The organism is Parendozoicomonas verongulae (assembly GCF_009711465.1).
In the GTDB taxonomy this organism is placed as follows: domain Bacteria; phylum Pseudomonadota; class Gammaproteobacteria; order Pseudomonadales; family Endozoicomonadaceae; genus Sansalvadorimonas; species Sansalvadorimonas verongulae.
On record NZ_SMME01000817.1, the window covers coordinates 1 to 24,778 of the forward strand.

At 50.7% G+C, this 24,778-nt stretch carries 24 protein-coding genes and 1 other RNA gene; 13 read left to right on the top strand and 12 right to left on the bottom strand.

Translation table 11 applies throughout. The features are described from left to right. The first annotated feature begins 195 nt into the window (after positions 1–195). The 4 genes from E1189_RS09835 (at position 196) to E1189_RS09850 (ending at position 3,270) form a co-directional block, all read left to right on the top strand. Entirely contained in the window at positions 196–939 is a 744-nt protein-coding gene (locus E1189_RS09835) for a glycerophosphoryl diester phosphodiesterase (protein ID WP_155159903.1), read from the top strand. Positions 940–964: 25 nt separating this feature from the next. Next, positions 965–2,263 (top strand): MFS transporter, encoded by a 1,299-nt coding sequence (locus tag E1189_RS09840; protein WP_155159904.1) that lies wholly within the window; start codon positions 965–967, stop codon positions 2,261–2,263. A gap of 210 nt (positions 2,264–2,473) precedes the next feature. Continuing rightward, positions 2,474–2,929, top strand: a complete 456-nt coding sequence (locus E1189_RS09845; RefSeq protein ID WP_155159905.1) for a DNA polymerase III subunit chi — start codon at positions 2,474–2,476, stop codon at positions 2,927–2,929. Then, on the top strand, positions 2,926–3,270 hold the full coding sequence (locus E1189_RS09850; protein WP_155159906.1) for a hypothetical protein: 345 nt from the start codon (positions 2,926–2,928) through the stop codon (positions 3,268–3,270). The genes E1189_RS09845 and E1189_RS09850 overlap by 4 nt, the downstream gene beginning before the upstream one ends. A 12-nt stretch (positions 3,271–3,282) precedes the next feature. Here the strand turns inward: E1189_RS09850 and E1189_RS09855 are convergent, their stop codons facing one another. Then, positions 3,283–3,477 carry a CPXCG motif-containing cysteine-rich protein gene (locus E1189_RS09855; RefSeq protein WP_155159907.1) on the bottom strand — a complete coding sequence of 65 codons (195 nt, stop codon included), beginning with the start codon at positions 3,475–3,477 and terminating at the stop codon, positions 3,283–3,285. A gap of 102 nt (positions 3,478–3,579) precedes the next feature. On the opposite strand from E1189_RS09855, the gene E1189_RS09860 reads away from it, so the two are divergent. The 3 genes from E1189_RS09860 to E1189_RS09870 all read left to right on the top strand — a co-directional run bounded on the left by E1189_RS09860 (position 3,580) and on the right by E1189_RS09870 (position 8,167). Then, on the top strand, positions 3,580–4,500 hold the full coding sequence (locus tag E1189_RS09860; RefSeq protein WP_155159908.1) for a cation diffusion facilitator family transporter: 921 nt from the start codon (positions 3,580–3,582) through the stop codon (positions 4,498–4,500). 152 nt (positions 4,501–4,652) lie between these two features. Beyond that, positions 4,653–5,198: a pilin gene (locus tag E1189_RS25910; protein ID WP_329601969.1), complete on the top strand. Its 546-nt coding sequence runs from the start codon at positions 4,653–4,655 to the stop codon at positions 5,196–5,198. A 98-nt stretch (positions 5,199–5,296) separates the two neighbouring features. After that, positions 5,297–8,167 (top strand): valine--tRNA ligase, encoded by a 2,871-nt coding sequence (locus tag E1189_RS09870; RefSeq protein WP_155159909.1) that lies wholly within the window; start codon positions 5,297–5,299, stop codon positions 8,165–8,167. Between the two features lie 72 nt (positions 8,168–8,239). Here E1189_RS09870 and E1189_RS09875 read toward each other — a convergent pair whose 3' ends face one another. From E1189_RS09875 to ubiH, 7 genes are all read right to left on the bottom strand, one after another. Then, positions 8,240–9,877: a hypothetical protein gene (locus E1189_RS09875; protein ID WP_155159910.1), complete on the bottom strand. Its 1,638-nt coding sequence runs from the start codon at positions 9,875–9,877 to the stop codon at positions 8,240–8,242. 167 nt (positions 9,878–10,044) lie between these two features. Further along, positions 10,045–10,434: a glycine cleavage system protein GcvH gene (gene gcvH, locus E1189_RS09880; protein ID WP_155159911.1), complete on the bottom strand. Its 390-nt coding sequence runs from the start codon at positions 10,432–10,434 to the stop codon at positions 10,045–10,047. 165 nt (positions 10,435–10,599) lie between these two features. Next, the gene (locus E1189_RS09885) at positions 10,600–12,294 is read right to left on the bottom strand and encodes an ABC transporter permease (protein ID WP_155159912.1); all 1,695 of its coding nucleotides are present in this window, start codon (positions 12,292–12,294) and stop codon (positions 10,600–10,602) included. After that, positions 12,294–13,328: an extracellular solute-binding protein gene (locus tag E1189_RS09890; RefSeq protein ID WP_230460308.1), complete on the bottom strand. Its 1,035-nt coding sequence runs from the start codon at positions 13,326–13,328 to the stop codon at positions 12,294–12,296. The genes E1189_RS09885 and E1189_RS09890 overlap by 1 nt, the downstream gene beginning before the upstream one ends. Before the next feature lie 205 nt (positions 13,329–13,533). Beyond that, entirely contained in the window at positions 13,534–14,463 is a 930-nt protein-coding gene (locus tag E1189_RS09895; protein WP_155159913.1) for a hypothetical protein, read from the bottom strand. A 137-nt stretch (positions 14,464–14,600) separates the two neighbouring features. After that, complete coding sequence (locus tag E1189_RS09900; RefSeq protein WP_155159914.1) at positions 14,601–15,827, bottom strand: FAD-dependent monooxygenase; 1,227 nt, start codon at positions 15,825–15,827, stop codon at positions 14,601–14,603. An 8-nt stretch (positions 15,828–15,835) separates the two neighbouring features. Then, positions 15,836–17,053, bottom strand: a complete 1,218-nt coding sequence (ubiH, locus tag E1189_RS09905; RefSeq protein WP_155159915.1) for a 2-octaprenyl-6-methoxyphenyl hydroxylase — start codon at positions 17,051–17,053, stop codon at positions 15,836–15,838. Between the two features lie 315 nt (positions 17,054–17,368). Between ubiH and E1189_RS09910 the strand changes: the two genes are divergently transcribed. Then, on the top strand, positions 17,369–18,454 hold the full coding sequence (locus E1189_RS09910) for a hypothetical protein (protein ID WP_155159916.1): 1,086 nt from the start codon (positions 17,369–17,371) through the stop codon (positions 18,452–18,454). A 9-nt stretch (positions 18,455–18,463) separates the two neighbouring features. Here the strand turns inward: E1189_RS09910 and pepP are convergent, their stop codons facing one another. Both pepP and E1189_RS09920 read right to left on the bottom strand, forming a co-directional pair. Next, on the bottom strand, positions 18,464–19,774 hold the full coding sequence (pepP, locus tag E1189_RS09915; RefSeq protein ID WP_196221362.1) for a Xaa-Pro aminopeptidase: 1,311 nt from the start codon (positions 19,772–19,774) through the stop codon (positions 18,464–18,466). After that, complete coding sequence (locus E1189_RS09920; RefSeq protein ID WP_155159918.1) at positions 19,774–20,394, bottom strand: UPF0149 family protein; 621 nt, start codon at positions 20,392–20,394, stop codon at positions 19,774–19,776. Before E1189_RS09920 ends, pepP begins: the two co-directional genes overlap by 1 nt. 174 nt (positions 20,395–20,568) lie before the next feature. On the opposite strand from E1189_RS09920, the gene E1189_RS09925 reads away from it, so the two are divergent. The 4 genes from E1189_RS09925 to E1189_RS09940 all read left to right on the top strand — a co-directional run bounded on the left by E1189_RS09925 (position 20,569) and on the right by E1189_RS09940 (position 23,102). Then, positions 20,569–20,793 (top strand): TIGR02449 family protein, encoded by a 225-nt coding sequence (locus E1189_RS09925; protein WP_155159919.1) that lies wholly within the window; start codon positions 20,569–20,571, stop codon positions 20,791–20,793. Further along, positions 20,790–21,116 carry a cell division protein ZapA gene (locus tag E1189_RS09930; protein ID WP_155159920.1) on the top strand — a complete coding sequence of 109 codons (327 nt, stop codon included), beginning with the start codon at positions 20,790–20,792 and terminating at the stop codon, positions 21,114–21,116. Before E1189_RS09925 ends, E1189_RS09930 begins: the two co-directional genes overlap by 4 nt. A gap of 91 nt (positions 21,117–21,207) precedes the next feature. Next, positions 21,208–21,404: non-coding RNA, 6S RNA (ssrS, locus tag E1189_RS09935), on the top strand. 267 nt (positions 21,405–21,671) lie between these two features. Next, positions 21,672–23,102 (top strand): tyrosine-type recombinase/integrase, encoded by a 1,431-nt coding sequence (locus E1189_RS09940; RefSeq protein WP_155159921.1) that lies wholly within the window; start codon positions 21,672–21,674, stop codon positions 23,100–23,102. A gap of 67 nt (positions 23,103–23,169) precedes the next feature. On the opposite strand, the gene E1189_RS09945 is transcribed toward E1189_RS09940, so the two are convergent. Next, the gene (locus tag E1189_RS09945) at positions 23,170–23,406 is read right to left on the bottom strand and encodes a hypothetical protein (RefSeq protein ID WP_155159922.1); all 237 of its coding nucleotides are present in this window, start codon (positions 23,404–23,406) and stop codon (positions 23,170–23,172) included. Positions 23,407–23,482: 76 nt separating this feature from the next. Beyond that, positions 23,483–24,163 carry a recombinase family protein gene (locus E1189_RS09950; RefSeq protein WP_155159923.1) on the bottom strand — a complete coding sequence of 227 codons (681 nt, stop codon included), beginning with the start codon at positions 24,161–24,163 and terminating at the stop codon, positions 23,483–23,485. A gap of 170 nt (positions 24,164–24,333) precedes the next feature. On the opposite strand from E1189_RS09950, the gene E1189_RS09955 reads away from it, so the two are divergent. Then, entirely contained in the window at positions 24,334–24,765 is a 432-nt protein-coding gene (locus E1189_RS09955; RefSeq protein WP_155159924.1) for a terminase small subunit, read from the top strand. Positions 24,766–24,778: the final 13 nt, after the last annotated feature.

Consider the following 24,778-nt stretch of genomic DNA (forward strand, 5'->3'; position numbering starts at 1 on the left):
AACACCGCATAAGCACAACCCGACCCCTTACACGAAGACTTGCGAAGAAAAAAGTGGAAATCCGACAAACACTTTTAAACAACCTCAACCAAAGTCCATCAAAGCTTGACGCAGGTCACCAAATGAACAGTGCGTTATCCATAGAATTCGCTGACACTATCTTTACGTTATTTTTGGTTTGTTGGCGCACTGTCTATGAAAACAGTTTTTGCTCATCGTGGAATGTCTTCTCTTGCACCGGAGAACACTCTCGCTGCTTTTAAGCAGTGTGCAGAGCATGGTGTAAAATGGCTGGAATGTGATGTTGATATTCTGGCAGACGACACTGTTGTTATTTCCCATGATGACACGCTTGATCGCTGCACTAATAAATCTGGCAGCCTGTATGATCTGACCATCAATGATCTGGACACTATTGATGCAGGCAGCTGGTTTGGCGATGAGTTCAAAGGCGAACCCATACCAACGTACGATCAGTTCATTGATGTAGTAAACGAATACAAGCTGAACGTGAATATCGAAATCAAATCCTGTGCAGCGGGTTGGGAGAAAACCCTGATTCTTCTGGATAAGGTGATTGCCGGTATCAGGCGACTGGACAGCGACCGCGAAGTGATTGTCTCCAGCTTCAACCACGTTGCCCTGTATGAATTCAAAAAGCGTTGCCCGGATGTACCAACGGCCTGCTTGTTTGTAGCAGAGAACCTTTGGGACGATTGGGAATCCCTGCTGCAGGCCTGCGGTGCTGATTACATTCATCCAGAAGACAAAGGTCTGACTCAGGAGATGGTTCAGAAGTTCAAGCAGAAAGGCTACAAGGTGAATGTTTACACCGTGAATTGCCTGAAGCGAGCTAACCAACTCTTTAACTGGGGCGTTGATGGTGTTTGTACCGATATTGCCCAGAACTTTCCATCTTCACGCTTAAACGCCCAGTAATCCGATTTCGTTCAACGAGTACTGTATGCAAAATTTAATTAGTAAAATTGGTTTTAGCTCCAAAAACCAGTTCTGGGGTTATTTGTCTGTCGTTATGTCAGGCCAGATCATTTACTCCGCATTTGAAGCATTCAAGGGCACGTTCTACAACATGCTACTTGATGTGTTCCAAATCAATAACACTGAAATGGGTATTCTTTTTTCCCTGATCGGTTCCGCCATGTTTTTCTACGTCCCAGCGGGCTGGGTAAATAACCGTTTCTCCGTACGTTCCATTCTGATATCCAGTCTGGCGGTACGTTTCATCAGCATGATGTTTATCCTGCTGTTCACTCCTTCTTTTAAAGTGTTGTCTATTATTGCCGGCATCTGGGGTATCACTGATGCTATCTTCTGGCCTGCCGTTGTTAACGGTGCCAGCCTGATGTCTGGTGATCACAACAAAGGTCTGGCTTTCGGTTTGCTGGAGTCCATTCGTCGTGCCGCAGAAATGGGCATGAACGCCGCACTGGTTGGTGTTATGGCTCTGGTTGGTGGCACTGTGCTGTTCTTCCACGGCGCCATGATCGCCTTCACCCTGCTGATCGTTCCCATGATCTTCTGTGTATGGAAGTTTGTTCCACACAACGAAATGGAAGTGTCCGCTGGTGAGTCCAAGAACACCGCAGCCCTGAAAGGTCTGATTCACGTACTGAAGATGCCTACCGTATGGCTGGCTGCTCTGACCTCTCTGACCGTATACTGGATCTACATCATTCTGATTTACACCGTTCCTTACCTGCAGGCCGTGTTCCACATCAGCACCTCTCAGGCGGCACTGTTCGGCATTATTAACACAGGTGCAATGGGCGTGATTGCCGGCCTGGTCGCCGGCACCCTGTCCGACTTCCTGTTCAAGTCTTCTATCAAGATGATGATGATCGCCATGGCCCTGACTGCCGTGTGCCTGGGCGTAACCATCATGCTGCCCAAAACCCCCGGCATGCTGTACACCAACATGGCGCTGCTGATGGCTTTCTCTTTCTCCATCTTCCTGGCCAAAGGTATTATCCTGGCTCCTGTTGCTGAAGCTGGTGTACCCAAGCAGTTCAGCGGTTCTGCCATGAGTGTTGGTTCTTTCGCGGCTTACGCCTCCATCTTCTGGGCTTATGCTCTGAACGGCTGGATCATTGACAACAACGATCCTATCGTCGCCTACCAGAAGATTTTCGGTATCGGTCTGGCGGTTGCGGCCGCGGGTGCTCTGTGTGCTATTGCACTGATGATACTGAACAAGCGTCGTGAGCCTGAGACTGTTGCTCAGGCCTCTCTGGACGCTGCATAAGTTCTCGATACTTTAAAAAGCCCTGGCTGATAATCATCAACCGGGGCTTTTTATTTGTAGACGTTCTTTTATTTGCAAAAACCATGGGAACAGTCATACTCACTGAACTTCGCCCCTCCGCCTACTCCAATGCTTGCCCTAGCACTTGCTAAAATGCCCCTCTCGTGAATATCCTAGGGGTTACCCCCAATAGTCTGAGCACAGGTTTCTATGTCCCCCCAGGTTAGCTTCTACATTCTTCAGGACGAAACACTCGAAGCCCGGGCCTGGTTTGCCTGTCGTCTTGCCGACAAAGCCTGGCGAAACGGCGTACGCACGCATCTTCATGTCACCAACCCTAAAGATGTTACCGCACTGGATTCTATGCTCTGGTCTTATCGGGAAGATAGCTTTCTGCCCCACGTAAATCTTGATAAACACTCAACAGATACCGATACCATTCCTGAACCTGTGACTCTTGGTTCCAGTCATGATCTGCTTACCAGTCGGGAAGGGTTGTTGATTAACCTTGGGGATGACATCCCAAAAAACCTGGACAGCTTCGAACGCATCGCTGAAGTAGTGGTTCAGGAACCCAGCAGCCTTGAGCTGGCACGTACACGATTTCGTCAATACAAAGAGCGTGGCATGCCTCCCAAACACCAGAAGGTCGGACAACCATCATGACTGCACACACTGATCAGGCAGAAATGCTAATTGATGAGCTGGAAGGCTTACGCCAGCTTCTGGATAAGCCACTTTCAGAAAACATTCCTACCCACAAAGAGAAACCGAACACAGCCCCTGCTGGAGATACAATCCCGGTACTGGACGACCAAATCCCAACATTGCAGCCACTCCCTGCGGATCACATGACATCTGCCGATCGGGACAAGCCACTGAACGAACATCAAATCAGCAAAATGGTGGATAATGTGGTTGCCGAATATATGCCTGTTATTGAAAAGAGACTTCGTGAAAAGCTTTTGGAAAGCCTCAACTTTGATACTCAGGGTCTGAACATCTGAGGTCTGCCAGCGTCAGGCTTCATTTTCATGACGAGCCTGAACACTCAGAGTTTCATCATCGGATAACTCAACGACAATAGTCATAGGCTGGCAACACACCTGGCAATCCTCAATATAAGAGGTGCCTGCATCCTCACTGTTAACAACCAATTCTATCCGTTCACCGCAATAGGGGCAGAAAATTATTGCCTGCTGTATGGCATCCATCTCACACCTTCAATAAGCAAGAGTGCTGATCGAAGTATGAGTGTATTTCCCTATAATTTCCCCCGTTACAGGAAATTTACTTGAGAGTATTCCCAACTCATTATGACAACCGATTCCGACACTGTATCCGAGATATCCCGGGTAACATGGGTAGGTCTGTGGATAAATGCAGCCCTGTCTGTACTCAAAATTGTGGCTGGAACACTTGGCCACAGTCGTGCAGTTGTAGCCGATGGCTTACACAGTTTATCTGACCTGATCAGTGATATTGCCGTACTTGTTGGGGTACGTCTCTGGTCTGCGCCCGCGGATGATGACCACCCTTATGGCCACCAGCGATTTGAAACCCTGATCACCCTGTTTATCGGGATAATGATGATTCTAACTGCGGCAGGCATCAGCTGGGATGCTGTCACGTCATGGCACGCAGGAGAAACCCATGAGGCCAGCACTCTTGCCCTTGTAGCCGCACTGGTTTCTATCGTAACGAAAGAAGGGCTATTTCGCTGGACACTTTTTAAAGGCAAAAAGATTAACTCATCCGCTCTTATCGCCAATGCATGGCATCACCGCAGCGACGTCCTGAGTTCCATGCCTGCAGCTCTGGCTGTGATTGGCTCCATGATTTTTCCAGGGGCAGCGTGGATCGATCTGGGCGGTGCCTGCCTGATTTCCCTGTTGATTCTTCATTCTGCTCTGGGGATTTGTGCACCCGCACTGGGTTCACTGGTTGATCAAGGTGCCTCAAAGGACATTACTGAACAACTTCACAAACTGGCTTCCGGCGTTAATGGCGTGCGAAGCATTCACCGTTTGCGCACCCGTCACCATGGTGGTCTGTTTGTGGATATGCACCTGGCAGTCGACTGCGACCTGACAGTTTATCAAGGCCATGAGATTGCTCTGGCCGTGGAATCTTTGCTTATGCAGGAAGGCGCTAATGTGGCCGAAGTGTTGATCCACGTTGACCCATGGTGTGAGAACACATGTGTTGTCTGCCCTAATCACCCGGTAACAGGTTAAATACCAGACAAGCTTAAAATTCAATCATCAAGGAGGCTGTATGCATGGACGAGCTCAGCGCTCCTTAGGGTTGATCATTTAGGGCCTCGGTAGCAAAAAGCAAACTTCGTGCTTCAATAAATAGGTAATGGAATACTCAGGGAGAGTGGCACGTGAATAAAATTCACTATAAAAAACAAGGTTTTACCCTTATAGAGTTGATGATCGTAGTTGCTATCATCGGCATTGTAGCGTCCTTCGCCCTGCCCGCTTACCAAAACTACAGAGCCCGCTCAGTCATTGCGGGTGAAATACTGCCTGCGCTAAAAAAAGCAGCTGGAGATTTAACAGAATATTATGCGTCACAAGGTACCGTAAATGGCTACTGCGATAACTTTGCAACAGACATAACCATATCAACCCAGTACATTTCCAGCCTTGAATGCAATCCTCGCACAGGAACCCAAACTATTCGTTTTGTTGCTCATTTAGCCACTGACCAAATGCCAGGGTCTTTTCCCAGTGACCCACGTATTCTATTTTTCCCTACTCTGAATGAAGGCTCAATAAGCTGGCACTGTGCTTATCACTCCGATGCCTCATTCCGAATCCCTGAGGAATACCTGCCTACATCTTGTCGAGGAAACTACGTGGTTGACTGGTCTCTTTTTGTGAATGGTGTGGATGTCACAGCCAGCGGCATAGCTCTCACAGAATAAACAGGCCAGCAAACCGCAAAATCAGCTATTCGTACTCAGCTTCAGGGCAGGTATACTAGCCTGTTTAGATTTCCTGCCCTCCAGACTGAAGCTGCATTATGGAAAAGACTTACAACCCGAGTGCTATCGAGAGCACCTGGTATAAAACCTGGGAAGAGAACGGCCATTTCGCGCCATCTGGCTCAGGCACCCCCGACAGCATCATGATCCCGCCCCCCAATGTCACCGGCAGCCTGCACATGGGCCATGCGTTTCAGGATTCCATCATGGATGCCCTCACCCGTTACAAGCGCATGAAGGGCAACAACACCCTGTGGCAAGTGGGTACCGACCATGCCGGTATCGCCACCCAGATGGTTGTTGAGCGCAAGATCATGGCAGAGGAAGGCAAAACCCGTCACGACTACGGCCGCGAAGCCTTCACCGACAAAATCTGGGAATGGAAGGCTGAGTCCGGCGGCACCATCACCAGCCAGCTGCGTCGTCTGGGTGCTTCTGTAGACTGGGATTCTGAACGCTTCACCATGGATGACGGCTTCTACAAAGCCGTACAGGAAGTGTTTATCCGCCTGTACGAAGACGACCTGATTTATCGCGGCAAGCGCCTCGTTAACTGGGATCCTAAGCTGCACACGGCCATCTCCGATCTGGAAGTGGAGAACAAGGACAAGCAGGGCCACATGTGGCACCTGCGCTACCCACTGGCTGACGGCGAGAAGACTGGCGAAGGCAAAGACCACATCGTGGTTGCCACCACCCGCCCTGAAACCATGCTGGGTGATACCGGCGTGGCCGTCAACGCCGAAGACCCTCGTTACAAAGACCTCATTGGCAAAGACATCGTTCTGCCACTGGTTGGCCGTCGTATTCCTATCGTGGCCGACGAGCACGCCGACATGGAAAAGGGCACCGGCTGCGTGAAAATAACCCCGGCCCACGACTTCAACGATAACGAAGTCGGCAAGCGCTGCGGCCTGCCCATGATCAACATCATGACCCTGAACGGCGATATCCGCGAAGAAGGTGAAGCCTTCCATATCGACGGTAGCCCCAAAAGCGATATCGACGTTTCCATTCCTGAGCAGTTCCGTGGCCTGGAGCGTTTTGAAGCGCGTCGCGCCATTGTTTCAGCGTTCGAAGAAGCCGGCCTGCTGGAAAAGATCGAAGATCACAGCCTGATGGTGCCTTACGGCGACCGCTCCGGCGTTGTCATCGAGCCTCTGCTGACCGACCAGTGGTTTGTAAAAACCGCCCCTCTGGCAGAACCAGCTATCAAGGCTGTTGAAAACGGTGATATCCAGTTCGTACCCAAGCAGTACGAAAACATGTACTTCTCCTGGATGCGCGATATTCAGGACTGGTGTATCTCCCGTCAGCTGTGGTGGGGTCACCGCATTCCTGCCTGGTACGACAACGAAGGCAATGTTTATGTAGCCCGCTCTGAAGCGGAAGTGCGCGAGAAGCACGGCCTGGGGGCAGACGTTGAACTGAACCAGGACGCTGACGTTCTGGACACCTGGTTCTCCTCCGGCCTGTGGACTTTTGGTACCCAAGGCTGGCCTGAGAACACCGAACGCCTGAAAACTTTCCACCCATCCGATGTGCTGGTTACCGGTTTTGACATCATCTTCTTCTGGGTTGCCCGGATGATCATGATGACCATGCACTTCATGAAGGATGACACATCTCCTGAAAATCCGGGCAAGCCACAGGTTCCGTTCAAGCACGTTTACGTGACGGGCCTGATCCGTGATGAAAACGGCGACAAGATGTCCAAGTCCAAGGGCAACGTCCTTGACCCTCTGGATATGATCGACGGCATCGATCTGGAATCTCTGGTGACCAAGCGCACCGGCAACATGATGCAGCCTCAGCTGGCCCAGAAGATCGAAAAGCGCACTCGCAAGACCTTCGCCGATGGCATCGCCCCTCACGGCACCGACGCCCTGCGTTACACCCTGTACTCACTGGCCTCCACCGGCCGTGATATCAACTGGGATATGAAGCGTCTGGAAGGTTACCGTAACTTCTGTAACAAGATCTGGAACGCGGCCAACTACGTTCTGATGAACACCGAAGGTCAGGATTGCGGCATAAACGATGAGGATGTTGAACTGACTCTGGCGGACAAGTGGATCATCTCCAAGCTGCAGCGCGTTGAAGCTCAGATTGAGAAGAACATTGACGATTTCCGTCTGGATCATGCTTCCCAGAATCTGTACGACTTTGTTTGGAACGAATACTGCGCCTGGTATCTGGAACTGTCCAAGCCTGTATTGTGGGATGAGGACGCTCCTGAAGCCCGTAAACGTGGCACCCGTCGCACTCTGGTTCGTGTTCTGGAAGCTATCATGCGCATGGCCCACCCCTTCATGCCTTACATCACCGAGGAAATCTGGCAGCAGCTCAAGCCTCTGGCAGGCGTTGAAGGCGAAACTATCATGACTGCGCCTTACCCTGTAGCTGACGAAAGCAAGATCGATGCGCAGGCGGAAGAAGATATCGAGTGGTTGAAAGACTTTATCACCGGTATCCGTAACATCCGCGCGGAAATGAACATCGGCCCAAGCAAGCCTCTGGAGGTTTTCCTGCGCAACACCTCTGAAGACGACCTGCGTCGTCTGGAAGAGAACACCAGCTTCCTGATGTCTCTGGCTAAACTGGACAACCTCACCGCTCTGAAAGAGGGTGACGAGGCACCGATGTCTGCCACCCAGCTGGTTGGCGAGATGGAAGTGCTGGTGCCAATGGCTGGCCTGATCGACAAGGATAAGGAAATCGCCCGACTGAACCGTGAAGTTGAAAAGCTGAACAAGGAAGTCGCCCGCTTTGAAGGCAAACTCTCCAACGAGAAGTTTGTGGGCAAGGCCCCTGCGGCGGTAATCGAGAAGGAAAAAGCGAAGCTGGAAGACGCCCGCACAGCTCTGGGTAAGATGGAAGAGCAGCTGGCGGCTATTAAAGCCCTGTAATTTCACAACTCACAATATCGTAACCTTTCAGCCCTGTTGAACGACACTGTTCAGCAGGGTTGGATACCTCTCTCAAGCAGGTTCCGCTACCGGCCTGTGGTACTCTAGAAGCTGTCTGATTACAGCGAGCAAATCCTCTCTTTGGTAGAAATTTTCATCACCATTCCAAGCACAAAACTCCAACCCCTGCTCATCCAGCATGGACAAAACCTTCAGGAAGTCTTTTGGCCTGTCTTGTGCCAGCCTGAACAAAATCCAATTAACCTTGAGAACCAATGCTGAGCTCAATGCCAGCTTGGGGGCAATCAAGTATACAGATTTAAATGGTTTACAGGAGAACAGGGTTGCCACCAACCAGTAAAAGAAAGGCCGAGTATCCTGGCTGGCTCCATCCACAGGAAAAGAGGAAAACTCCTGATCTAGAAACGGTCGACTTTCATGGAATGCCTGCATGAGTTTTCCCTTAGAAAGGTCATCACTCTTTGCCCATCCCTCCTCCTTCAGAACCTTCTTTCTCAAAGCAATCATTGGGTTGTCGGCAAACCACTCCACAAACTCAGAAGGCAAAGCAACCAAGACGTCAGATTGAGAATAATCAACAGAGGAAAGCCGCTCCCTCAGTTGCTGCTCATAAACATCGCAATGACAATAAACCTGACGAGCCCACTCAGGTATTCTGGACAACAAAGCTTCATGGTATTCATCATGGAGTGAAGTAATGCACCCGGCCTGCTGATCATGAGGTGCCCTGAAGCGATCCCCGGCCTTCGGGTGAAAGAGAGCTCCAACGTGCTTATTATTCAGCCTTTTTTCCAGAACATCATCAGCTGTTTGAACACCAAAAGCCGGATCAAATTTTATAATTGAGGCTGACATATTCTTTTTCTGCTCATTGAGAATATGACGAGGAAAGATATAGATTTTTCTGGCATGGGCACGGATATAGATGTTAACTGGGGCATTTGAGGCATCGAGAGCCTTCAGCCAACCTAAAATCTGCTCCTGCTGAGTGTGTGGAGCCCAGCTCGATAAAAGGCCTAAATTCACACCTTCTAATGTCTCGGTATCTTCCTTACTCAGTTCAATCACATCTATCCAGAGAGCGATACCTTTTTCTTTCATTCCCTCTAATGTTTTGAGAAGGGCTTGTCGTGTTACCTTCCCGTTCGGGTGAGATATATGCCAACTGACACTCAGACTAGTACACAGATCAACTCCCTCTTTCTGTTCACTTTCATTAGCAGGATGCGATAAATCAATACGCCTCACCGTCCCCTGCAAACGATGATTGAGAGGTAAGTCTGTACGTTCGCCAAACTGGGTATAGAGTTGCAGAAGAGACTGAACACTAAGAAAGGTATCCTCATCAATAACTTCCTGATGATAGGCCTTTAATAAAGTGCTGTAGCTTTCCTTTTGAAAAAAGACCGGATGCTTCCAATCCCCTTTGCGAATACAGCACTCCATTGTTCTAACAGTGTCGTCAGGAATTCTTGCCATTTCCGCTCGAATGGCCTTGGCACTTCGCGTGTAAACCAGAGTATCTTCGACAGCCTTTCTGAGGGTCTCCTCCCTCAAAGCAGGCGTCTTTGCCCTGATCACTGCGCACCGGCTTTTTCCCACCTTTGAGCATGGCAGCCCGGCATTGGCTATCCCCTTAAGCCCCTGAGACATTGGGGGTGTACTTTTCTGTGCGATGGCGCGTGGCATGTCCTTGATTCTCCCTGCGTCGATAACAGAAAGAATCCAAAGAGGGACAGACTAAAACAATAACAAAAGTGTTATATCTGCCAACATGCTTGTTTGATTCGCTTAAAGAAAAGCCCCAAAACACAAGCACTTGGGGCTTTCAATTCTCAAGCGGGAGCAGCGAAACTTTACTCGTCTTCGCAAACGGCTGCGTAGGCTTCCGCGTCCATCAGTTCTCCAAGCTCGGCTTCATCGGAGGGCTTCATACGAAAGAACCAGCCATCGTTGTAAGGATCGCTGTTCACCAGCTCAGGGGTTTCTTCCAGCGCGGCATTGATAGCCAGAATCTCACCAGAAATCGGTGCATAGATATCGGACGCTGCTTTTACAGATTCAACAACACCGGCTTCGTCATCTGCACCCAACTCTGCACCCACTTCAGGCAGTTCAACAAATACCACATCACCCAAAGCTTCTTGAGCGTGATCTGTTACACCGATGGTTACAGAACCGTCGTCTTCCAGGCGAATCCACTCGTGGGATTTCACGTAACGCAGCTCTGCAGGAATATTGCTCATGATCGAATCCTCTGTAAATACACCGACGGCAAATAGCAGATCATGCACTTATGTTCTGCTTTTTGCGCATTCTATAGCTACATATTTATGAGCTCAAAGGGCATTTTTTATCTTTTAAATTTCATTACTGCAAAAATACAAAATCTCTCTGAACGGCCTTCGGCATCAGCCAACCCGTGAGCGTCGGATCAGAGCAATCACCGGAATCATACCCACAAGGATCAAGCTCATGGCAGGGAGTGCAGCCCGTTCCCACTCAGCTTCTGCTGTCATCTCAAAGATACGCACAGCCAGCGTGTCCCAACCGAAGGGGCGCATCAGCAAAGTTGCAGGCATCTCTTTCAACACATCGACAAAAACCAGCAGCATCGCCGTAAGCAGGCCCGGCATCACCATGGGAATATAAACTCTGCGGGAGACAGACAGGGGAGAATGCCCAAGAATACGAGCGGCTTCGTGCATGGTTGGCCGCACACGGTCAAAGGCAGCTGTTACGGGTTTGAGAGCAACAGCAAGAAAACGAATCAGATACGCCAGCACCAGTGCAAACACACTCCCCAGCAGCAGCGGTTTTGCCTGCAGGCCGAGCCATGTTTGTACTGTGGTAATCACATGATTATCCAGAAAGCCAAACAACATCATCACCGCCACAGCCAGAAGTGCACCGGGCATGGCATAGCCCAGACTACCAATCTGCTCAGACCATGAGGATAAGCGCCCAGGCTGAAAACGTTTTGCCAGCACCAGCACAGAGGCAGCCGCCACCGTTGCAATGGCTGCCAGCCCGGCCAGCAGTAAAGTGTTCGTCACCAGCCTCATGTAGCGTGCATTAAGATCGCTCAGGGATGTTGAATAAATCCACCAGCCCAGTTGCACCACAGGCAAAAGAAAGGCCAGTACAAATACGACACTGCAAAAGCCCGTGGCAAACCACTTATTCATCCCCTGTAGTTGATGACGAGGCATAACCCGCTGCCGCTCACTTTGCCCAACACGGCCTTTGAGCTGTTTTTCCAATATCAGAATCATAACAATGAAAGCCAGCAGCAAAGAGGCCAGCTGCGCGGCGGCTTTCAGATTAAAGAACCCAAACCAGGATTTATAAATGGCGGTGGTGAAGGTGTCGTAATTGAAGACGGAAACGGTGCCGAAATCTGCCAGCGTTTCCATAACAGCCAGAATGGCTCCACCAATAATGGCAGGACGAGCTACGGGCAGGGTAACACGCCAGAAAGTACGTTGCGCCGACATCCCCAGCAATCGAGAGGCTTCATATAAAGAGCGCCCCTGTCCCTGAAAGGCACCCCGGGCCAGCATGTAAACGTAGGGGTAAAACACCAGTACCAGGACAGTAATAACCCCAAGGGGAGAACGAATATCGACCCAGGTAAAACCATCAATATTCGTGCGCATCCAGCTTTGTAAAGGACCGCTGAAATCAAATACGCCGAGATAGACAAAGGCCAGCACGTAGGCGGGAATAGCAAAAGGCAGCATCAAGGCCCATTCCAGCCAACGCCTGCCGGGAAAGTCACAAAGTGATATCAGCGCTGCAAGCGCAGTTCCCAGCACCGTCACACCAGCAGCAACGCCAAACACCAGCACCAGGGTATTCCAGATCAAACCACCCAGCTGAGTTTCAAACAGGTGCTTCCAGACATCCCACTGTACGTCCTGCCAGCTGAGTAGCAGACTTCCCAGAGGCAATAAAACCAAGGCAGCGATAAGCACAACCAGTGTCGTTAATCCGGCACTGGAGAACGACTGAACCGGCCACCGTTTACTCACAAACGGAAGCCGGTTCAGTAGAGAAGAACCCAGCGCTGCAGCTGCCGGGTCAGATATAGATTGGTAGGGCATTAGTTATAACGCGCTTTATCCATCAGCTGAATCGCCTGGATTTGCTTCTCACCGGCAATAGCGACATTCAGATCGTCCGCTTCGAACTCACCCCAGCTTGCAACCTGCTCAGATGGCTTCACAGAGGCATTCGCAGGGTATTCCATGTTGCTGTCAGCAATGATGTGCTGCGCTTCTTCGGTGCTCATCCACTCCAGGAAGTCGACAGCCGCGTCCTTGTTCTTGGCATAACGGGTTACACCAGCGCCAGAGATATTAACGTGCACACCGGAGTCACCCTGATTTGCCCAGAAGATTTTCAGGCCGTTATCGGGGTTCTTCTTCTGCAAACGACCGAAGTAGTAGGTGTTTACAACTGTCACATCACAGATGCCTGCTGCAACTGCTTCCATGGCACGGGTGTCGTTACTGAATACAGGGGCTGCCAGGTTGCTTACCCAGCCATCCAGAACCTGTGTGGTTTTATCTTTACCCAGTCGTTCAACCATGGTGGCCACCAGAGACTGGTTGTAAACCTTCTTGGAGGTACGCAGGCACAGACGGCCTTTCCAGCGAGGGTCAGCCAGATCTTCGTAGCCTTTCAGGTCGTCAGCCTTAATACGATTGGATGCATAAACCAGAGTACGGGCACGTACAGACAGGCCGAACCAGTCGCCCTTTTCGTCCCGCAGGTTTTCCGGAATATTCTTTTCCAGAGTCTCGGATTTGATAGGCTGCAGTACACCTTGTTTGCTGGCCTGCCAGAGGTTGCCGGCATCAACAGTAATCAACAAATCCGCTGGAGTGTTTCGACCTTCGGTTTCCAAACGGGCAAGGAGAGGGCCTGCTTTATCGGTGATGTAGCGGATTTTGGTGCCAGTCTTTTCTGTGTACAAATCAAAAAGAGGTTTTACCAGATGCTCGTTACGGGCACTGTAGATAACCAGTTCATTGCTCTTTGCAGCTTCCTGCGCACTCACTGGTTCAGCAACAATAAACGCAGCAACTGTTGCCGCAGCAATGCCTGAAACCCACGCGGCCATCTTGGCTTTCATGGATATTTCCCCTGGTCGTTATAGTTAGAGTTCGAATTTGAATTGCGGCAAATGCTAATCACTCTCATTTAACTTTGCAATAGCATTTTTTTACTGCATCAAAGTTATTGCACTACGGTATGTTTCATACCGTTCCTTGCCTATAAAAAACGGGCAGCCGAAGCTGCCCGTTTTTCAATTGAAAACTAAACGACAAAACCGTTTATTACTCAGCAGTGTCCTGCGGTTCGCCCATCGGCGGCATCATATGTTCCATGCCAGGGGGCATACCCATGCCGTCCATTCCGGGAGGAGGCATTCCATCCATACCCGGCATGCTCTGCATCTGTTCCATAACCTGATTTACGGATTCACGCACAGTATCAATCATCGCCTGAAAGCCATCGGTAAAGCCGCGGTGGAAAACAAGAATGGATTTAGGCGCATCGTTCTCGGGCTCATCAATGGCCGACTTGTTGCCCTCTTTCGGCGCTTCACTACCAAATAGCGATTCCATGGACGATGGCAGAGTCAAGGCAATCGCACGGCCAGCCATATAACCGTTGATATAGATGTTGCGCATAATAGCGTTAGCAGCATCACCCTGACGGCTTGAATTATAGGAGGCAGCCGCTTCACACCAGCGGTCACGATATTCGTTATCGGTTTCATCACCTTCGCTGCAGTCGTACTCAATCACACCCTGAGCATCCAGCACGCCGATATAACCAATCTCATAACCGTCTGCAGCAACGGGATGACTCTGGAGATTCTCAATGGCTGGTGTACGCCCTTGAATGGCATCAAGATTACCCAGCTTCCAGGCTTCGATGAATTCATCGCGGTCATGGCCGTTATCAGCCTGATAGCTTTCACTGACCATCCAGGCTTTCAGGCCACGACACCAGAAACGCTTATCAGGCGTCATGCCGGAAGAATCTCCGCAATCATAACCGGCAGACTCGCCGGGACGAATATCTTCGACCGTAACCTGTTCGATAATATCTTCTTCGGGCTGCTCTTTTATTTGGGGACTTGGGGTTGTCTCCGCTTTTTTATCGTCCCCACACCCTGGCAGCATAACAGCCATGAAAGTAGCCATGACAATGGCCATAATTGCTGGCAACGCCTTCGTCGCCTTGAAACTTCGGGTCATATCAGTACCTCTTATTTCTGAACCTGGAACAGTGTTCCAGCCCCCTCGCTCCCCGTTATCCGGACAAGCTTTTGACGCGCGAGGGGAAATATAGTTCAAAGTACGGAGGTGCTAGGGTCTGTTGAGTAATTTCAGAGTTAACGTTTTTTTGCGAGCTCAGGCAGCTCGCCCCGCAGCCCCATAGCCCGGCTGACAATTTCCTGCTTCAGAAAAGGCATACGATCAGTCAGGTTCAAACCACTGTTGCGGAGCCAGCGGAACAGCATATGGTCGCTGTGGAACAGCCGTTGCAGGCCTTCCATAATGCCAGCCATAGCCAGATTATGGCCCTCTCGCGTTCTTTGATAACGATCCAGAATGTGCGGCGCAGCAAAGTCTTCCTGCCGAGCGACTGCCCGGTGAATCTCTTCGGCAAGGCTTGCAACATCCAGAAAACCGAGGTTAGCCCCCTGCCCTGCCAATGGGTGAATGGTGTGTGCCGCATCACCAATCAGCACAACCTGCCCACGGTGATACTGGCGGGCATGGCGTTGACGCAACGGATGGCAGTAACGCTTGTCCGCTCCAAGAATACGGCCAAACCGGTTTTCCATGGAGCCCCCCAGATATTTAAGAAACTCCTCTTCTGGTAATTCCATCACCCTTTGTGCTTCATCTGGCACGAGTGACCAGACGATAGAACAAAAGTGTCGCCCATCAGAAGAGGTAGGCAGGGGTAGAAATGCCAGGGGCCCAGTATCCAGAAATATCTGCCAGGCAGTATCATTGTGTGGCTTTTCCAGTTCCACGGTTGTGACAACAGCATGGTGAAGATAATCCCATTCACGCATAGGAATCCCCGCCCAGTAACGGGCACGGGAACCGGCACCATCGGCGGCAATAAGCAGGCGAGACTGCAGAAACGTGCCGTCCCGCAGCTTGAGGCTGACTGCACCTTTTTCCTGCTTCAGCTCCTGAACGTCAATCCCACCCAGAAGATGTACTGAGGATTCCGTTAAACAAGACAACAGCCCATGACGCACTGCACTGTTTTCAACGATATGCCCGAGATTCGGCACGCCTAACTCAGACGCATTAAAAGAGATAGAGCCGGTACCTGCCGCATCCCACACATGCATAGCCTGATAGGGGAACTTGCGGCGCAGATGCTTCCATGCGCCGAGGTTGTCCAGCAATGTACGAGAAGCTTCTGTCAGCGCACTCACCCGTGAATCAAAAGCACACTCGTCCTCAGCAGAAAGCAGAGGCTCCAAAGCACCTGCATCAATGACTGCAATTTTCAGGGAGGTATCTTCGAGCGCGAGAGCCATGGCTGCACCAACCATTCCGCCACCCAAAATAATAATGTCGTATTCTCTTGTCATCCCAGCACTTACCGATTAAGTCCCATAGCCTGTCGGGCAAACCAGTCCCGAACAGGAAATAACAACCCCATACCCAACAGCCCTGCATTTCTCGCTCCGGCTAATACCAGAGAGTCATTGGAAAACAGGCTGACAACCTTGTCACTGAAACCAATAGTTTGATGTTGATCCTGCTGTCGCCCTTTCACATAAGAAAGAAGAAGATCAAGCCCCCCCAGGGGTTGACCTTGCTGCCCGGCAGCTCCCAGCACATCGGCCAGAGCCTGTGTGTCCCGCAGCGACAGGTTAAAACCCTGCCCCGCCACCGGATGCAGACTGTGAGCCGCATTCCCAAGCACGACCAACCCGGTCCGCACCTGTTCTCTGGACTGTTTGAGGGAAAGAGGATAGCTGAAACGCTCGCCAACCTTGCAAAAACGTCCCAGCCGATAACCAAAGCGATCCTGCAACTCGGCCAGAAAGTCATCCTCCACTAGCTGCAGCCGCTCTTCTGCCAACGCCTCTGGCATTGTCCATACCAGAGCACAGTCACCATTGTGCCGGGGCAGTAGAGCCATAGGACCTTCATCGGTGAAGCGCTCATAGGCCACACTCTGATGATGGCGAGCCGGGGTAATATTTGTGACGATGGCGGTTTGACCGTATTGGCTTTCGTCAATGTCAATCCCAAGCGTGCGGGTCAGGCCAGAGCGGCCACCGTCGGCCAGAATCACCAGTTCTGCTTTTAGACTTTTTCCGGTGTCCAGCGCTACGATCATCCCGCTCTCTTCAGGCGTCAGCTCTTTCACAGACACCGGGCACAACCAGTCAATGCCATCTCGCTCCTGAACGGCAGACACCAATATCTGCCCCAGCCAGCTGTTATCTACCACATAGCCTAATGCGGGAACTCTATGTTCCTCGGCCTTTATCCGGGTGATGCCTGTATGACCTCGGTCTGAGACATGGATATCAGTAATCGGTTCAGCATTTTGGTCAATATGCTGCCACACGCCCAACGCTTCAAAAATCCTCCGCGTCCCCTCAGATAACGCGGTTGAGCGGGCATCATAGCTGGGTTGCCAGCCCGCAGGGGCATCATCAGACAGTGCAACCGCCTCAATCACCGCTATAGATATACTTTCAGGCAAGGTATTTCGCAGCCCTATGGCCAGCGATGCTCCCACCATTCCACCACCGATAATGACAACATCAACGTGGTTTCTATCAACATGGCTTGTTTGCATATATTGTTCTGTTCTTCCCACACTGCGCCTCAGTCACAACACCAGTGTACTCGTCGAGACAACCATGACAAAGGCGTCAGTAAAGAGAACAAGTGAAAAGTTCTGTCAACGAGTCGCAAGATTTTCAGACCAAGCTGTGGTCAAACAGGCAAATCTTTTTACATTTGCGAAATAAGGTACATCATGCACTCCCACAGTTCTTTGCCCCGTCGTCCCCTGGTAACAAGCAGGCGCCCTCTCAGAGGCAAAAGAAAAGCCAGTTCAGATACCGCTCCAGTCAATGAAATATCCTTATTTGTATCCAAGCGAGTCAGAATGGAACGTATTACGCCCTGTATTCCTCAGCCGGAATATCGCCCTGTGATCTGGGAGAAACTCTGGAGCAAAATCAGCTCAACGGATGTAAAGAAGGTTCTGCAAACGGGAACGCCGGAGGATGTGAAAACCTGGGTCAATACCGGAGGCGACCTCAACTATCTGGATGGCGCTAGAAACAACGTTGTGCATATTATGGCCATTGGACGAGCAAGAAGCGGTGAATTTGTTGAAACAAAAACGATTGCCCAGACCGTGTTCCAACATTATCCCCAGGAGCACATAGAAGCACTCTGTACAGCCAAAAACGATTATGGCCTGACGCCCTGGCACGAGCTGGCGACCCATTGCACATTGAGCCATTGCCGCCATCTCCATGGTGGTGGGCTGGCAATGGCAGAGGAGATGATGAATGCTGGCGTTTCTCCATTATTGGCCCATGCCCCAAAGGAGACAAAAGATTTCCCGGCCGTTGCCTTACTGCCTTACATTACTGAAAACGAGGCGTTTTTAAGCACAGTGATACGCTTTGATGCCACGCTTTCCTTGAAAGGGCTTTCCACCTCTGTACCTGCTCAGATCACAAAAAACTGCCCTACTCTACTCTGGGCAGCTGTGATTTATGAAGCCCCGATTGCCTTGCAATACCTGCTCTCGAAAGACGCTCTTTTTACAGAGAGCCAATCTCCTGTGCATCCATTAGTCAGCCGCCTTTCCCAATGGCACTGTAATCCGGCTTTGCGTCGCTGTGTAAAAGTTGTGATAGATGCTGGTGAATATCTGCCAGACAATAATATTTCCGCAGATTTGGTAAAAATACTTGGCACTTGGGAAAAGAAACTGAGAGACATTGAACCAGCAACACCAGACCACCCGTTACCCCGGGAAACCCAGGAGCAACGGGAGGCGGTGATAGAAGCGTTCCGGTACTTATTGCAGGTGATACCGGATATTCATGGAAAGCTGAGAGTTCACACCGCCAGCAAAGAGCCAAGAACACTCAAGAACGGTTTACTAATGACTTTGCGTAACTCGTTCCCCAAGCTTCTCCAGGTCGCCAGTACAATACCAGGCGTGTCAATCTGAGGGTGAGGTTTAAGCCATCAGGGCTTCAATATCCTCAACAGTTTTTACAACATCTTTGGTGAGCACTTCGTTGCCGGTTTCTGTTACCAGAATATCGTCTTCAATGCGTACACCAATGCCACGCCAGCGCTCTTCCACATCCATGTTATCCGGTGAGACATAGATACCGGGCTCAACGGTCAGCGTCATACCGGGCTGCAGAGTGACAGGCTCGCCGTCTTCCTTGTGATGACCAACGTCGTGTACATCCATGCCAATCCAGTGGCCTGTACCGTGCATGTAGAATGCGCGGTAGGCTTCCTCCTCAATCAGCTTTTCCTTCTTTCCAGACAGTAAACCCAGCTCAAGCAGACCATCCACAAGTTTATCCACAGCTGCTTTGTGGAAAGCATCCAGAGGTTTGCCCGGAGCAATTTCTGCGATAGAGGCCAGCTGCGCATCCAGCACCACGTTATAAATGGCTTTCTGCTCTTCCGTAAACTTACCGTTCACCGGGAAGGTGCGGGTGATGTCCGCTGCGTAATAGTCCAGCTCACAGCCTGCATCAATCAACACCAGATCGCCATCTTTCAGTTCACTCTCATTCTCGGTGTAATGAAGAATGCAGGCGTTCTCACCGCTGCCAACAATCGTCGTATAGGCAGGGTAGCGGGCACCGCTCATGGCAAACTCGTGGTGAATAGCCGCCTCCAGCTGATATTCCATAGCGCCGGGCTTACACTCTTTCATCGCACGGGTGTGGGCACGGGCGCTGATTTCACCGGCTTCGCGCATAATGGCCTGTTCGGCTGGGGTTTTGATCAGGCGCAGAGTGTGAAGCAGCTTGTCACGATCCAGTACTTGCTCTGGAGGCACGCTGCCCCGACGCTCTTTCATGCGCAGGGTATCAATCCAGCCCCATAGTTTCTGGTCGAAGGCTTTATCAGCATTGGGCGTGTGGTAAACCGTAGTGCGCTTATCCAGCAGGCCGGGCATTTGCTCGTCCAGCTCGTTGATGGTGAAGGCCTGATCAAAGCCGTACTCTTTTACAGCGCCTTCCTGCCCGGCACGTCGGCCGTGCCAGATTTCCATATCACGGTCGCGCTTGCGGCAGAACAGGATGGACTCACCCTCTTCACGGCCAGGGGCCAGCACCAGAACCGCTTCGGGTTCTCCAAAACCGGTGAGGTACCAGAAATCGCTGTCCTGACGGTAGGCGTATTCACAATCCCGGTTACGCACCTTTTCTGTGGCAGCAGGCAGCACAAGTATGCTGCCTTTATCCAGAGATTCCAGCAGAGCTTTGCGCCGTTGTACGTAAATATTTCTATCGAGTTTCATCAATGGATTACATCGCTGTTTTTTTGTGAGGAGTCAAAAGGGTTATTCGCTGTCTTTGCCTTTGAAGCACGTTGATCCTGTGATTCGTTAAACAGCATCAGTGCGGCCATGCGCGCATATTCGCACACTTCGAAAAAGTCCTTCTCCGCATCTTCGGACTCTTCCATGTCTTCAGCCTGTACCTGAGAAATTTGCGCAAGATCCGTAAGCACGCCAGCAGCCTCTTCAGACAACTGGGTTTTGGTAATGGATGAAGCACCAAATCCGGAGATAAAGCCAGAGCACCACTGCCCCAAAGCTTCTGTACGCTGCCCAATAGTTTCTTCGTTTTCAGGCAGAAGCAAGGCAAACGACAGATCGCTGGCAGACAGGTCGCCCAGAACAACATCGTAAAAGTCCACAAGCCCCGCGCGAACTGTCACGCTCATTTCGCCGGACAGAGCCATTTGCTCGGTGGCAGCATCCAGCCAGCCTTTATGATCTGGCCGCATACCTGCACAAAACTGCCCGCACAACATGCCATGAAGCTGGGAAGGGGGTGTCATGGAGCGAGCTTCAACAAAAAGGTCAGCCAATTTATCAAAGGTAAAGGGTTCCAGTTGAGTCGTTGCTTCACTCATGGGTAAAATCTCACTAACGAAATAGCCGCAGTTTACCCCAGCTCCTGCGATTAAAGTCGACCTTTTTCCACCGTTTTTCCAAGAAAAGCGGACTCAGGTACAAACTTATATTGTCCGTCAAGTGGAACTGGGGATATATTTACTGTTTAAAGGACCAACAAACTGCCACGATTCATGGATTCCAGCGAATTAAACGACCAGAACCTGCACGAACTTGGAGAAAGGATCGAATCTTTGATCACACTCTGCCAACAGCTTCGTCAGGAAAATCAGACACTGCGCACAAATGAGCAGCAGTGGAAGCAGGAGCGCGCCAGTCTCGTTGAGAAGAATGAAATTGCACGCACCCGTGTCGAGGCCATGATCGGGCGACTCAAGGCCCTGGAGCACGAGTCATGAGTACAGAACGTCTTACGACCACCGTCAGCATCCTCGATAAGGATTACCGCATCACTTGCCCTCAGGAAGAGGAAGCCAGCCTGCTGGAGTCTGCACGCCTGCTTGACACAAAAATGCGTGAAATCCGCGGCACCGGCAAAGTCATCGGTGTTGAGCGTATTGCTGTTATGGCAGCACTCAACATAGCCCATGAAATGCTGCACAGAGGTCAAACCAATCAAATGCAAAACTCTGAGGTACAGGTTCAGATTGCCACCATGATGAAAATGCTCGATGGTGCGATACCCAAAAAGCCTGAACCGTTCTCAGAAACCAGCAAGTAAGTGAAACCCACCAGACAATCCGCATTTCTCATAGCGATTTAGAATAAGCAGGGGCTGGTCGCAGCCCCTTCACTGCCGATATAATCCCGAAGGTTCCCTGGCCTGTACGCCAGTCTCGTAACGTCCCTGAGGCTTTGAATACATACCCCGGCGGCTCCTCGAGAATAATGAGCGTGCATGTCCGTCTTTGGTTTACCACTGTAACGGAAAGCCCATGTTATTCCAGCAGCCACCACCTTGAAGCAATGCTTCAAGGGCCACACAAGGCAGCGGCGGGTTGGGGAACCTTTTTCACTCCTTCCCAGCACTTCCCCAGCCCTCTCAAAAACCTCTGAAACCCCTGTATTTACTGACTTTCACGCCTATCTGGGTGCTGATTTCCCGAGCGTCTCGTTATCTGTTATCGTCTCTACCTGTGCAAGGATGCACCGTGGAATCTCACTCAAAAAGTGACACATATGTGACAGAAGCAGAGCCTTCATGTTGCTGGTGTGACACAAACCACTGAGAGTGACTCCTGCAACCCTGAAAACCAAGAATAACGGGAAGCACCAGATGCCATTGAAAGCGCTCACGGACGCTCAGCTTAAAAAAGCAAAACCCCAAGCAAAGGAGTACACACTCCGAGATCCATCCGGCCTGATATTTCGGGTTCTATCCAGCGGCAGAAAATTATTCGGCTGGCGGTGCAGGGATGCCAGACGTAGCAACAAACAGGTAAGAGTGTTCTATGGTGACTACCCTGACCTGTCTCTCGCTCAGGCCAGACAGATTCACTCTCTGTTTGCGGCTGCACGAAACAACGGAGCTGATATTCAGGACGCAAATGTTCTAGCCAATATCATTAATCAGGTCACTGAGCAGGAGCGCCCCACTGCCAGCACTGATGGCTGGACTTTTAAGCAGCTTGTTGATTACTACTTTCAAGCATTCGTTGATGCTCAGGGTAAAAATCATGGCCCCTTTCGACGATTGAAAAATCACCTCGTTCCTATCCTGGGGGACTTTTACGTTGATCAAATCAGTGAGCAAACAGTCAGTAATGTCATTGAGAAGCTGAAAGCCAAGAAGTGCTCAGAACGCACCATGGCAGATACGTTTCTGTATGCCTCAATGATGTTTGATTTCGCCTGCGATCACCGGAAGGTGAAGCACAACCCTTTTAAAAAGAACCCCTTTCGCCGGGAGCGGAAAAAGCGCACAGCTTTTTATACGCTTCAGGAAATACGACTCCTACTGACTAATCCACAGAACATACATATTGGTCAGGACTATCTCGCCATAATGAAGCTGTTATTTCAAACGGGCTGTCGGCGCAATGAAATCATCCAAGCCAGACGCTCAGAGGTGATATTGGGGTCAGGTGAAGATGGCAATTACGGTCGGCTATCAATCACATCCGACCGAATGAAAAACATGGACAACAACGGAGCTGAAAACAGCTTCGACATCCCACTCTCCAAAGAGATGGCCTCTATCCTCCGGCATGCGCTGGACTGTTTTGCCAATGAAACCCATGTGTTTGGCTCCAAACGCTTCTCCAACACCGCCACAAGCTTCGGCAGGGTAACCTCAGGCCCTCTCTGCGACCGCTTCGTAGATCGCACCCTGACCCGCTACCGCAAAGCCTATGGCCTCGGCAACAAATGCAACCATGATATGCGCAGAACGCTTGAGACGACCTTGGGCAACCTGTTTTACCCCGATGATGTTGTCAGCCTTATGACTGGCCACAAAAGGCAGGGAATGACAGGCGTATATAACCAGTCTCAGAAAGTGTGGTTGCTACGTCGCTGTTTTCAGTACTGGAGTAGCCTGATCGAGTTTATCTGTACCCATGATGAGCAGTACGCCATATCCTTTGATGAGTGTCTTGAGGACAAGTATTCGACTGAACTCATATCACGTTTCAGCTACTCCACGCTGATGACTGATATGCAGTCTCGCTGGGACAAACACTCACCGAAGCCTGAAAAAGCTTTTTGAAACCTTATCAAATTCAGGCTCAGAGGCTGTTATTCAAGGTTTAAAAACAGCCTCACTCTCGTCTTCTCTAAACACTCTCTTCACTACAAACCTCACTAATTATTTTTTCCAATGTTTCACGCGGTAGCTCAAGCCTCTTGCTATCACTCATTGCTTGAAGTTGTTGGGAAGGTTTCATTTTATTCATGGCTCTCACAACATGCAGTGTGGTAGCACGCCCAATATTCACAGCAATATTTAAGTCATGCTCCCTAAGCCCCTTCTCAGTAAAAACATAAACTTTGCTGTCATTGGTAGTAGTCATTTTCTGATTTCCTCATCTTGGTTAAGTAGGGCTGCATCACAAGTTATGTTTTTCTAGTTCAAAAAATCGTACCTGTCTAAGGGGGATAGCTTTTTACTCTACTCCGAAGCCTGGACAGCAATCTAGACACCTGCGCACTCTGCCAGTGCCCTCCTCTTGGCGTTCTGACCTCAGCCTTATTGAGTGCCTCTGCGATCTGCCGGGTTGTCTTTCCCTTTTCAGCAAGAGGCAGGACTATCTTTGCCAGCTTCTCTGCTCGCTGGTCAGCAGCTTGGCTTGCCGCCCGATTCCGTTTATTGGTTTTATCTCGCAGCCCACCTAACCTCACGCCTCTGGCTTGGGCTTCCCGCAAAGCAGCCTTTGTTCGCGCTGAAATGAAGTCACGCTCCTGCTCTGCCAGGGCTGCGTAGATATGAAGCTGGAACTTATCTGCGTTCGGCATGCAGGCCACCTTGACCTTCAGCCGAGGGTCATCCAGCAGAGATGCGATGAACGAGACCTTCCGGCTGAGCCTGTCGAGCTTTGCAACTAGCAAAGTAGCACCTGATGCCCGTGCCTGGCTCATCGCTTTCGTTAATTCTGGCCGGTCGGCAACAGTGCCGCTTTCCACTTCCAAATAGGACGCCAACACACTGCACTCGTCTTCAGCGTACCCCTGCAGGTACAACGCGATGTCCCGATCCTGTGCTTCCAGCCCCAACCCAGACTCCCCCTGCTTACGGGTCGATACCCGCCTGTAGACGACATACTGCGCCATGCCTTTCCTGCTCCTTTTGACGGTTGTTTTTATCAATCGGGAGGAGGTATAGACCACTTGCTGCAAACGACAACGTCCGTTGTGAATGTTGCGACCTGCCACTGAGAGCCAGTCACCACAGTGTTTGTTTGATAAAATGGAGACCCGACAATCATCAAGGAATGATGAGCATGAACAGCAAGCACCAGCGCTTTGTCGATAACTATGTCGTCTACCAGAACGCAACTAAGGCAGCCATCGCAGCCGGATACAGTGAGAAGACCGCACGCACGCAGGGGAGCCGCCTGTTGACTTATGATGACATTTCTCAGGCCATTGCCAGCAGGCAGGAGAGCATCAGTTCAGAGTTACACATCACTGCGGAAGACAAGTGCAAAGCTCTCTGGAGGATCGTCCAGTTTTGCAGTGAAGTCGTGAGTGACGGAGACGGAGGTTTTCGTATGAGAGACCCTAGAGCCGCAACAAGCGCGATTGCCGAATTAAATAAGATGGACGGTACGTACAAGACCAACACCAGTGATATGACACAAGTGACCTTCATCCAGCAGTTCGGGGACGACGAGTCAGAGAGCACCATGCTGATTAGCGACACAAACATTTAAACCCCGGGGGGGG

Bases quoted from the DNA above. Each gene is read 5' to 3' on its own strand.
- E1189_RS09850 (WP_155159906.1), top strand. From the start codon at position 2,926: ATGACTGCACACACTGATCAGGCAGAAATGCTAATTGATGAGCTGGAA.
- pepP (WP_196221362.1), bottom strand. From the start codon at position 19,774: ATGAAACTCGATAGAAATATTTACGTACAACGGCGCAAAGCTCTGCTG.
- E1189_RS09885 (WP_155159912.1), bottom strand. From the start codon at position 12,294: ATGCCCTACCAATCTATATCTGACCCGGCAGCTGCAGCGCTGGGTTCT.
- gcvH (WP_155159911.1), bottom strand. From the start codon at position 10,434: ATGAGCAATATTCCTGCAGAGCTGCGTTACGTGAAATCCCACGAGTGG.
- E1189_RS09910 (WP_155159916.1), top strand. From the start codon at position 17,369: ATGGAACGTATTACGCCCTGTATTCCTCAGCCGGAATATCGCCCTGTG.
- E1189_RS09945 (WP_155159922.1), bottom strand. From the start codon at position 23,406: ATGACTACTACCAATGACAGCAAAGTTTATGTTTTTACTGAGAAGGGG.
- E1189_RS09925 (WP_155159919.1), top strand. From the start codon at position 20,569: ATGGATTCCAGCGAATTAAACGACCAGAACCTGCACGAACTTGGAGAA.
- E1189_RS09860 (WP_155159908.1), top strand. From the start codon at position 3,580: ATGACAACCGATTCCGACACTGTATCCGAGATATCCCGGGTAACATGG.
- E1189_RS09870 (WP_155159909.1), top strand. From the start codon at position 5,297: ATGGAAAAGACTTACAACCCGAGTGCTATCGAGAGCACCTGGTATAAA.
- E1189_RS09920 (WP_155159918.1), bottom strand. From the start codon at position 20,394: ATGAGTGAAGCAACGACTCAACTGGAACCCTTTACCTTTGATAAATTG.
- E1189_RS09875 (WP_155159910.1), bottom strand. From the start codon at position 9,877: ATGCCACGCGCCATCGCACAGAAAAGTACACCCCCAATGTCTCAGGGG.
- E1189_RS09845 (WP_155159905.1), top strand. From the start codon at position 2,474: ATGTCCCCCCAGGTTAGCTTCTACATTCTTCAGGACGAAACACTCGAA.
- E1189_RS09895 (WP_155159913.1), bottom strand. From the start codon at position 14,463: ATGACCCGAAGTTTCAAGGCGACGAAGGCGTTGCCAGCAATTATGGCC.
- E1189_RS09955 (WP_155159924.1), top strand. From the start codon at position 24,334: ATGAACAGCAAGCACCAGCGCTTTGTCGATAACTATGTCGTCTACCAG.
- E1189_RS09940 (WP_155159921.1), top strand. From the start codon at position 21,672: ATGCCATTGAAAGCGCTCACGGACGCTCAGCTTAAAAAAGCAAAACCC.
- ubiH (WP_155159915.1), bottom strand. From the start codon at position 17,053: ATGCAAACAAGCCATGTTGATAGAAACCACGTTGATGTTGTCATTATC.
- E1189_RS09835 (WP_155159903.1), top strand. From the start codon at position 196: ATGAAAACAGTTTTTGCTCATCGTGGAATGTCTTCTCTTGCACCGGAG.
- E1189_RS09930 (WP_155159920.1), top strand. From the start codon at position 20,790: ATGAGTACAGAACGTCTTACGACCACCGTCAGCATCCTCGATAAGGAT.
- E1189_RS09855 (WP_155159907.1), bottom strand. From the start codon at position 3,477: ATGGATGCCATACAGCAGGCAATAATTTTCTGCCCCTATTGCGGTGAA.
- E1189_RS09950 (WP_155159923.1), bottom strand. From the start codon at position 24,163: ATGGCGCAGTATGTCGTCTACAGGCGGGTATCGACCCGTAAGCAGGGG.
- E1189_RS09900 (WP_155159914.1), bottom strand. From the start codon at position 15,827: ATGACAAGAGAATACGACATTATTATTTTGGGTGGCGGAATGGTTGGT.
- E1189_RS09890 (WP_230460308.1), bottom strand. From the start codon at position 13,328: ATGAAAGCCAAGATGGCCGCGTGGGTTTCAGGCATTGCTGCGGCAACA.
- E1189_RS09840 (WP_155159904.1), top strand. From the start codon at position 965: ATGCAAAATTTAATTAGTAAAATTGGTTTTAGCTCCAAAAACCAGTTC.